Here is a 7,877-nt window from a genome sequence, read left to right as displayed (position 1 = left end):
ATAAATCGTATTCTAATCATTATAAATAGTAAAATAACGCATCAAAATAGTTCATCAACACTTATAAAGCTCTTTTCATAGGTACTACCCCTTACGGTAAGGGGGTAATGATTATCGTTAAACTTTATTGCAAATACAACTGTGTATCCCTAAAAACAGTCGTGGAAACCGAAAAACGTACGAGTAGGTGTATTTTAAAAACTAATAAAATGAATACAGGAATTAAACGAATTGGTAAAGGATTATTTGCTATTTTTATGATTAAACTTACACTTTTTGTGGGTGTACTTATTTTTCAATCGTGTCAAAAAGAAAATGACTTTGAAATTGAACGTAATGAAGAGTTAAAACAAAATTTTTTAGAAGCTTTAAAAGAAAGTAATTACCGATTGGAAGAAGTAAAATCAAATATCAAATTGATACGGTATAATGAATTTGATTTAAAAAGTAATGACACTATCAATTGGAAACAAGTTTGTTTGGAGCGAAATCTTCAAAATGATGCTTTAGTAAATGGCGATAGTATTATTACAGCTACTGTAGTTAACTCATTGGGTGATGTTTTTGATTTAGCCAATCAAATAGGAACACGACCTATTGTAGTGAATGAACCAGAACCTAGTGATAATACAAATAATACGTCTAATTTTGATTATTATCATACGTGCTATTATTTTGACGAAACACCAATTATGAATGCTATAAGTCCAGTTGTTACAGAAGCAAAAAACTACTTATATCAATATGGGTTTGATAACCAAGAAATACAAGATATGATAGTAACTGAAGGCGGTACGGAAGAAGACTTAATCCCTTTAGTCATGACTATGGTAAATGCTGAACAAGACAATAGTGTAACCATGAATTATCTGAGCTTATTTGCTCCGAGTGTTAATGCACAAAGTTGGCAAGAAGTAGGTAGATGTGCAGCGTATGCAATTGGAGCAGATGTTTTGTATTCTCTTGGAGGAGGGGACTCTAGCAAATGGACTAAAAAATCAATAAAAAAAGCTTTTAAGGCAGTTGCAAAACGATTACTAGGACCAATAGGAGTAGCTATTGCAGTAGTTTCCTTTGGTTTATGTCTTTTAGGAGCTGCCTAAATAAAAAATTATGATGCTATACTTAATCCTAATTCCATTAGCAAGCTTTGTATTTACAAAAAGAATAAAAGGCTTCTTGGAAGCAAGAAAGACAGGCGACAAAAAACAGCAAAAAATTGAAATTGTCTTATTATGTTCAACTATTATAGTTGTTTGCTTTTTAGTATATATAATAGAAATGATTCGTAGATAGGAGAAATTATGTTTAAATATAACGATAGACTACCAACATTCATAGTACACTGCGTCCTTTTTATAGGAGGATTGTATGAGATATTATTCTCAGGAAATTTTTCTAATTATAGTACTTCAGGAAAAGTAAAAACAATTATCGTAATGGTAGTAATTGCAATACTTATTTTGCTGTATATATACAGAGATAAAAGCAAAGACCATGATGACGAATAGTTAACATCTCTTAAATTTCACCCTTTTTTTCATAACCAAGTAAAAGCCATGCTCACAACAGCATCGCCTGCCATCGGCATGGCTTTTTTAACCCTTTTTTCCTTCAAATAAATAGCCATTTAACCATAACAATATCAACATTATGATTACCAAAGAACAACGTAAAAAACTCAAAGAAACCTTAGGGTATCACTATACTGGTGACGTTTTAAAAATTTTAAAAAAACGCGGTATTACCAATCGTAAAGGAACACCGTATGGTACTTCTATGATCCGAAATGTATACAATGGCTTGAATGAAAACAAAGAAATTGAAAATGCGATACTCGATTTGTACTTACAAAAACTGGAGGAAAAAGAAAAGGAACGCAAAACAAGAAATAAATTATTAGGTCTTGACTCTGATACTGAAAATTAACTATTAAACACTTTCCCCTATTGCTATTGATAGCCGTAAAACCAACAATAGCATGCACACCATTACCAAAATTTTGATAGGAATATGTATTGCATTTGTCATATTCATTATCATCCTATTGATTCTACATTTTAAAGAATCTCCCAAAAATTATATCACTAAACATTCAAAGAAAAACAACGTTGATGCGGAAATAGAAAAGGAACTCAAAAGAAATAAAGATAAAGTCTAAAATAAATCAGTTTGGGGAAGCTGAAACCAACACTTTTAAACCTTACTGGTATTGCTGAAATACGATGGTGGATAATAATTTATGTTTTTAAGTTGATGGTTAGTGTAGACTTTACAGTAGTAGCGTAGCTAGGTAGTTAGCTGCGCTACTTTCTTAAAATCTAAAAAAATAACATGCAGAAATTGAATACACATTTTATCAAAGGATTTCTCATCGGATTTCTTAGTGCATCAATTCTGTTTGCGTTAATTGTCTTAATAGGAATTTGTTTTTTTTACCTCTTAAAACTACAACTTAAAATCTTGTTGCTAGTTGTTGCGTTTTGTTGCAAATTGTTGATGCTTTTAAAAAACACATATTATATTAAAAAGAAAAGCGACATTTTCATGCCGCTTTGAATGTTTTCACAACTATGTGTTGCTATAGGTGAATTCCCTGTTTCTTGTGACTTCTCACGTAAAATTACAAAATGAAAGCAGTTCACAACCTTCTGATAATTCAGTAAAATCAACAATACCTTGTGACTTCTCTCGTAAAAATACAAAATTAATTATTTGGGAATAATCAATGGTTTTTACCGAATGCTTACACTTTTATAATCAATTATTTAAAAAATTAGTCAAAAAATATATCAAATAATAACCTAGTTTTTTTTATACTCATAGATTTTATATAAATTAACTCATTATTAAAATTAAAAACATTATTATGAGAAAACAAATTTTAAACCTAGGAAAAGTTTTAAGTAAATCAGAGCAAAAACAAATTTTTGGTGGCTTTGATGATCCAGGTAGTCATTACACTGTTACATGTAGTGCTGGCGGCGGCGGAAACGTTAACTCTATAGATGAAGCTAATGATTTGATTAAAAAATGTTGGGCAAAAGGAGGAACTGCGATGATTAGAAGCAATGATTAAGAGTACTACAAAATAAAATTTATGATGTTACCAAGAGCAAGTTTAATTACTTGCTCTTTTTTTTGAAAATCAGGATAAGACAAGTTGACACTTGTTGCATTTCGTTGCGACTTGTTGCAAACCGTTGCTTTTTAAGTAGGATTTGGAGTTTTTTTGTAAGATTTTTATATTGATTCTTGTTGCAAGTTGTTGCGTTTTGTTGCAGCTAAATTGTGTCAAGAATTAATTTGTGTGTGGACGGATTGTATCGGGTAGGGACTGATTGGGTTTGATAATGATGGATACATATAGATTTAATTTGAAGAAATAGCTGAAATTCGTCTCAACAACGGCAAAAAGTGTAGCAAGATCACTTGCTTTGGTCATTTTTAAAATAAAGTCACTATTTGGCAACCATAGCTGGGTTTTAAGCCGTGTTTATTTTCATATTTACTATTGAAACTAAAAAGAAAAACATCCTTAAAAGTGCTAAAAATTAGTCAGATTTTATAAAATTATAGGGTTGTGCAACAGTTACCATTGTTGTGTGGCGTAATTTGTTAAATTTTTATTCCTTTACTATTCAAGAACTCTTTTAGTTCAGAGATTTCATTGGTACTAAATTTATCGTCATCTAAAGAAGAATATCTTAATCCATCGTGGAAGAACATAAACCCTAAAATATCGGAACCTGTTCTTCCTTTAGTATATTTCCAACAATTTCTCATAAACTGAAAGTAAAATTCATAATCCTGACGTTTATTCTCTGTTATTAAAACATCAAAATTATCATAACCATCATCGAGAGTTTCTTCTAAATCGTCATATATAGTTATATCTAATTCTTGATAAACTTCTTCGCAAATTCGACTCAGAGTTATTTTTCGATTTTTAGCTATTTGATTGTTACATTTCAATTCTGGTTGAAAGTCTTTATAATCTTCATATGGATAAAGTAAATAAGATTGAGTCGCTAATAAATCAAAACCGTTTAGTAAATCGTAATCAATATCTACTGCACTTATTGAATATGGTGCAGACACTTGTTCTTCTAGATTCCCAGTTTGAATTTTATAAAAGAAATCTAAAACCTCATTCCTCATACTTTCTAAAACATAAGTTTTATAATAGTAATTCCAACAACTTTCAAAAGTTTCCATTATCAGTACTAAGTCTAGAGCATTATTATTAAAACGAATTACTTTTGAAGATTTATTAAATGAAGAGAAATTACTTAAATCGTAATATTTTATAGTTTCAGAAACTAAACGATATATTTCAGAAGCTATGCCCCAATGATTTTTTAAAAATTCAGATTTAATTTGATTCACATTCATTTTTTTGATTTCTCTTATGACACACAACACCCAAATATAGGCATTGTGGTTATTTTTCTTTTAAATATGGCGGTTATCTAAATATAATGTAAAAATATAAATAATTGCAATTCAGTTAGCCTATTCATTTTAGAGTGATAATTATTTTTACAAAGCGAATGTCATGCTGTTAACCAAAAAAATTACTTGCATTTCACAAAATCTACTTGTCTTTACGGAAACTTTATAAATACAATACGGCGCTTGTAGTATTTGAATTGGCTGGAACCAATTCCGCATATTTTTTAGGATTTAGTTTTTTAAACTCCTGCCCCCAAACAATATGATACCCATTGCCATAACGTCCGCGTGTTTCCATCAAAAAGTCTTTTACTTCTACAATTTGGTCCACAATATGCATCCACTTTTGGTCGCCTTTAAATCTGCCTTGCTTGGTGACTTCGAACATGAGGATAAAAGAAATGTTCGGATATTTTTTAATGTATCTATCCTCAAACTCATGCGGCTTCATCTTGGTACGGTCAATATAGCTGTTAATCAAATCAATAAAAATATATTGAAACTCTCCTGAAGCGCATTCTGCATCCAAATCCTCTAAGGTATTAAAGTCCGAAGCTTCTGCATTTGGATTGGTATCGAGTCCAGCTAATGCCCATAAATCTTGCGTGTTTTTAATAATTCCCTGATCGGCGAAATTGTAGAGTACTTTTCCAAACTTGGTCAAATAGGCTGCAAACTGACAAGCGCCTGCGGTTTTTCCATTTTTGGGTTTTCCCGAAATTCCTAAATTCATGCGCTTGGTGGCATTGGGCAAAAAGAGTTCCCAACCTTTATCAAATTGCAGCGTTTCAAAGTGCATACTCATCAGTTCTGTGGAAGTAAGGGTACGCTTGTTTCTTGATTTTTTAGATGATTTTTGAGTCTTATGGACAACCTTTTGTTCCTGGTACTTATTTTCAAAAGGAGTTACCTGATAAGCTTCCGAAATTGGTTGTGTAGCTGTCGTATTCTCCAATTCATCAATCACAAGAATATTAGTGCCTAAACCGCTTTTTTTTTAACTTTAATCACACTGCCGCCTTTTACAAACTGATAGCCTTTATTGAGTTTTCCATCCTTTCTAAGTCCGTCACACTTGATACGATTGGTACATAAATGACGAGCAGGAATCGAAAGTCCGATAAGTTCAGGTTCGATTTTTTGTGTTGGTTTTTCAAGATAATCTATCAGTTCTGCCTTCGCGATTAAGATTTGATGAAATAAACGATTATCCTTTGATACTATTCCTTTTTCTATAGCGTTATCAATCCGATTTAAAAGTCGTTCAACTTTATCCGTATCAGGCTTATACCCTTGCATGGATAGATACGATTTTAAAAGAGTGATAGCGTAATTTATTTTTTGACCTTTTACATAATTCTCAATCTGATTAAAGAGTGCTTTATCGGTAAATTCTATATTCGCATTGCTTTTTGTGGGACTCACAGCATCAAAGAGCGCCACGACTTTCTTATTAATCTTACCGAACAAATCTGCTGCTGAATTTGTCTCACGGATAGACTGCTCCAAAGCTGCTTTCTGATACGCCATATACAAGAGTTGAATTTTTCTAAAAGTGGTCGTTTTATGCAGTCTTATCAAATTGTAAAATCTTCTAATCAACCGAAATTCAAGGGAATAATGGTCAACTATTTTTGCGGTTGCATCCTTCTTAATAACTTTTTTTTGCGCTTGTTTCTTTTCTTTTTTTGAACTCGAATAATAGTCAGGATATTTTTTATACAGAATAGTTTCTAGCGGTTCTTTGGTGAAATAAAAATCAAGTTCAATTCTACCATTATTGACAATCTCATCAATTGAAATATAGCCAGCTTCTGCCATTTGGGTGTCACCATTTAAAATGACATATCCGAATAGCATATTTCTATCCTCTACAATATCGGTAATATACCAATCTGAACCACCATAGAAGTAATGTGCATATACGATACTTTTCTTTACAGAATCGCCCTGTGGCTCTTTGGGAATTTCAGCAAGTTCACTTTCAAGCCTTTTTACCAACGACTTTGAAAACGCAGTATTTTGTTGTGTTAATGCTTTTTGTTGGTTAATAGGCATTAGCATTTTTACATAGGTAGTTTCTTTAATGAGTTGATTGGTCGTTTTTTTCTTTTTAGTCAAACCATTTAAAATATTTTGCAGGGTATCTTTTTTAAAATCAAGATTCAGCTTGTATGATGTGCTTTTCAGCAATCTTTCAATAACAATTTTTCCTAGTTTTAGATTTGTTACTTTTTTATTGGTAATCCGAATGCCATGAAAGGTATGCTTAAAAGGCTGTTCTAGGATAAAGATATCCGTTTTGGCTGAATAATAATGCGCATATACAATGGCTTGTTTTAAAGAAACACTTTCAATAGTTGTTGGTATCTCTTTTAATTGCTTTTCTACGTCCTTTAGCTTCGTGCTATTTTCCTTTGTATTCTGCTTTTTAAGTTCAGCTTGCTGTGCAAAAGGCATCATTTTTTTTACAAACTCAGAAGCTTCTATTTGTTGTGAAATTGTTTTGCGGGTACTCATTATATTTTTATTTTAATTTTGATATTTTATATATTTTCTTACTTTTTACGCAACCTTTTCTTTAAACATGTATCTAGCAGATATATAAACCATATAAATCAAATCAATTATGAAGAAAAGAACTCTTAAATCGTTGGAACTAAATAAAAGAACTATTTCTAGTTTCACAGCAGGTAAAACAAAGGGAGGAACATCCCCAATTTTAACTCCTATTATTTTAGTTGAAGGAGGGGAATTAGCAACAATAATAGTAGCTGAACCGCCGCCTATGGAATCTTTAGTATCTTGTGGTAGCTCTAGTGTAGATACTTGTGAAGATTAAAAAATTAACAAGCGAACTTCGATTCGTTTTTTTGCATTATTCCATCCTCCTTTTCTAAAAGCCTTAATCAACTTTTGAAATTGTATTACGTGTAATTCATTATGCTTTTTTATGTAAGTACTCAACTATCGCGTAAAACATGCCTAATTATGAATTTCTAAACCAAATCAATTATGCAACAAAATCCTACTTCAGATGTAACTGAAAATGAAACAAATAAAAAATCATCAAAATCATTATTATCATCTCCGTCTATAACTATTGAGATATCAAATCAAGAAATCACAATTACAACTCCTATGCCTAGTGAATCTACTGAGTCCAATGACAACACTTAGCATAGATACTTGTAAATATTAGACCATACAAGCCAACTTAGAGTTGGCTTTTTTTACAATCTTATCGTAAATTCTTTTCCAAAAGCATTGATAGTTAACTCATAATGCAACGCATTTTGCGAAATGTATTCCAATAAGGTATCAAGTTGTGTTAACAATCCTACCGTTACTAGTTCCACTTGTAAATCCTCAATGATATAAATCCCATTGGCAGGCAACTCAAAAGATGAAATATCCGTGTC

Annotated in this window: 9 protein-coding genes; 5 read left to right on the top strand and 4 right to left on the bottom strand. The window is 31.5% G+C overall.

Annotation, left to right across the window (positions count from 1 at the left end):
• Positions 1-209: 209 nt before the first annotated feature.
• The 3 genes from C8N46_RS19910 to C8N46_RS19890 all read left to right on the top strand — a co-directional run bounded on the left by C8N46_RS19910 (position 210) and on the right by C8N46_RS19890 (position 3,079).
• Positions 210-1,103 (top strand): hypothetical protein, encoded by an 894-nt coding sequence (locus C8N46_RS19910; RefSeq protein ID WP_108116874.1) that lies wholly within the window; start codon positions 210-212, stop codon positions 1,101-1,103.
• Between the two features lie 550 nt (positions 1,104-1,653).
• A complete protein-coding gene (locus C8N46_RS19905; RefSeq protein WP_108116873.1) occupies positions 1,654-1,929 on the top strand; it encodes a hypothetical protein in 276 nt (91 codons plus the stop codon).
• Between the two features lie 940 nt (positions 1,930-2,869).
• Positions 2,870-3,079 carry a hypothetical protein gene (locus C8N46_RS19890; RefSeq protein WP_108116870.1) on the top strand — a complete coding sequence of 70 codons (210 nt, stop codon included), beginning with the start codon at positions 2,870-2,872 and terminating at the stop codon, positions 3,077-3,079.
• A 539-nt stretch (positions 3,080-3,618) separates the two neighbouring features.
• Here the strand turns inward: C8N46_RS19890 and C8N46_RS19885 are convergent.
• The 3 genes from C8N46_RS19885 to C8N46_RS19875 form a co-directional block, all read right to left on the bottom strand.
• Positions 3,619-4,389 (bottom strand): hypothetical protein, encoded by a 771-nt coding sequence (locus C8N46_RS19885; protein ID WP_146169913.1) that lies wholly within the window; start codon positions 4,387-4,389, stop codon positions 3,619-3,621.
• Between the two features lie 229 nt (positions 4,390-4,618).
• A complete protein-coding gene (locus C8N46_RS19880) occupies positions 4,619-5,260 on the bottom strand; it encodes a hypothetical protein (RefSeq protein ID WP_146169912.1) in 642 nt (213 codons plus the stop codon).
• 176 nt (positions 5,261-5,436) lie between these two features.
• Complete coding sequence (locus C8N46_RS19875) at positions 5,437-6,975, bottom strand: hypothetical protein (RefSeq protein ID WP_108116867.1); 1,539 nt, start codon at positions 6,973-6,975, stop codon at positions 5,437-5,439.
• 109 nt (positions 6,976-7,084) lie between these two features.
• Between C8N46_RS19875 and C8N46_RS19870 the strand changes: the two genes are divergently transcribed.
• Together C8N46_RS19870 and C8N46_RS20725 are read left to right on the top strand one after the other, a co-directional pair.
• Entirely contained in the window at positions 7,085-7,297 is a 213-nt protein-coding gene (locus C8N46_RS19870) for a hypothetical protein (RefSeq protein WP_108116866.1), read from the top strand.
• A gap of 173 nt (positions 7,298-7,470) precedes the next feature.
• Positions 7,471-7,635 carry a hypothetical protein gene (locus C8N46_RS20725; RefSeq protein ID WP_158269220.1) on the top strand — a complete coding sequence of 55 codons (165 nt, stop codon included), beginning with the start codon at positions 7,471-7,473 and terminating at the stop codon, positions 7,633-7,635.
• A gap of 53 nt (positions 7,636-7,688) precedes the next feature.
• Here the strand turns inward: C8N46_RS20725 and C8N46_RS20720 are convergent.
• Positions 7,689-7,877 (bottom strand): hypothetical protein (locus tag C8N46_RS20720; RefSeq protein ID WP_158269219.1); only part of this gene is annotated, 189 nt, incomplete at its 5' end.

The organism is Kordia periserrulae (assembly GCF_003054265.1).
Classification (GTDB): Bacteria; Bacteroidota; Bacteroidia; order Flavobacteriales; family Flavobacteriaceae; genus Kordia; species Kordia periserrulae.
This window is presented reverse-complemented; position numbering and strand designations above follow the sequence as displayed.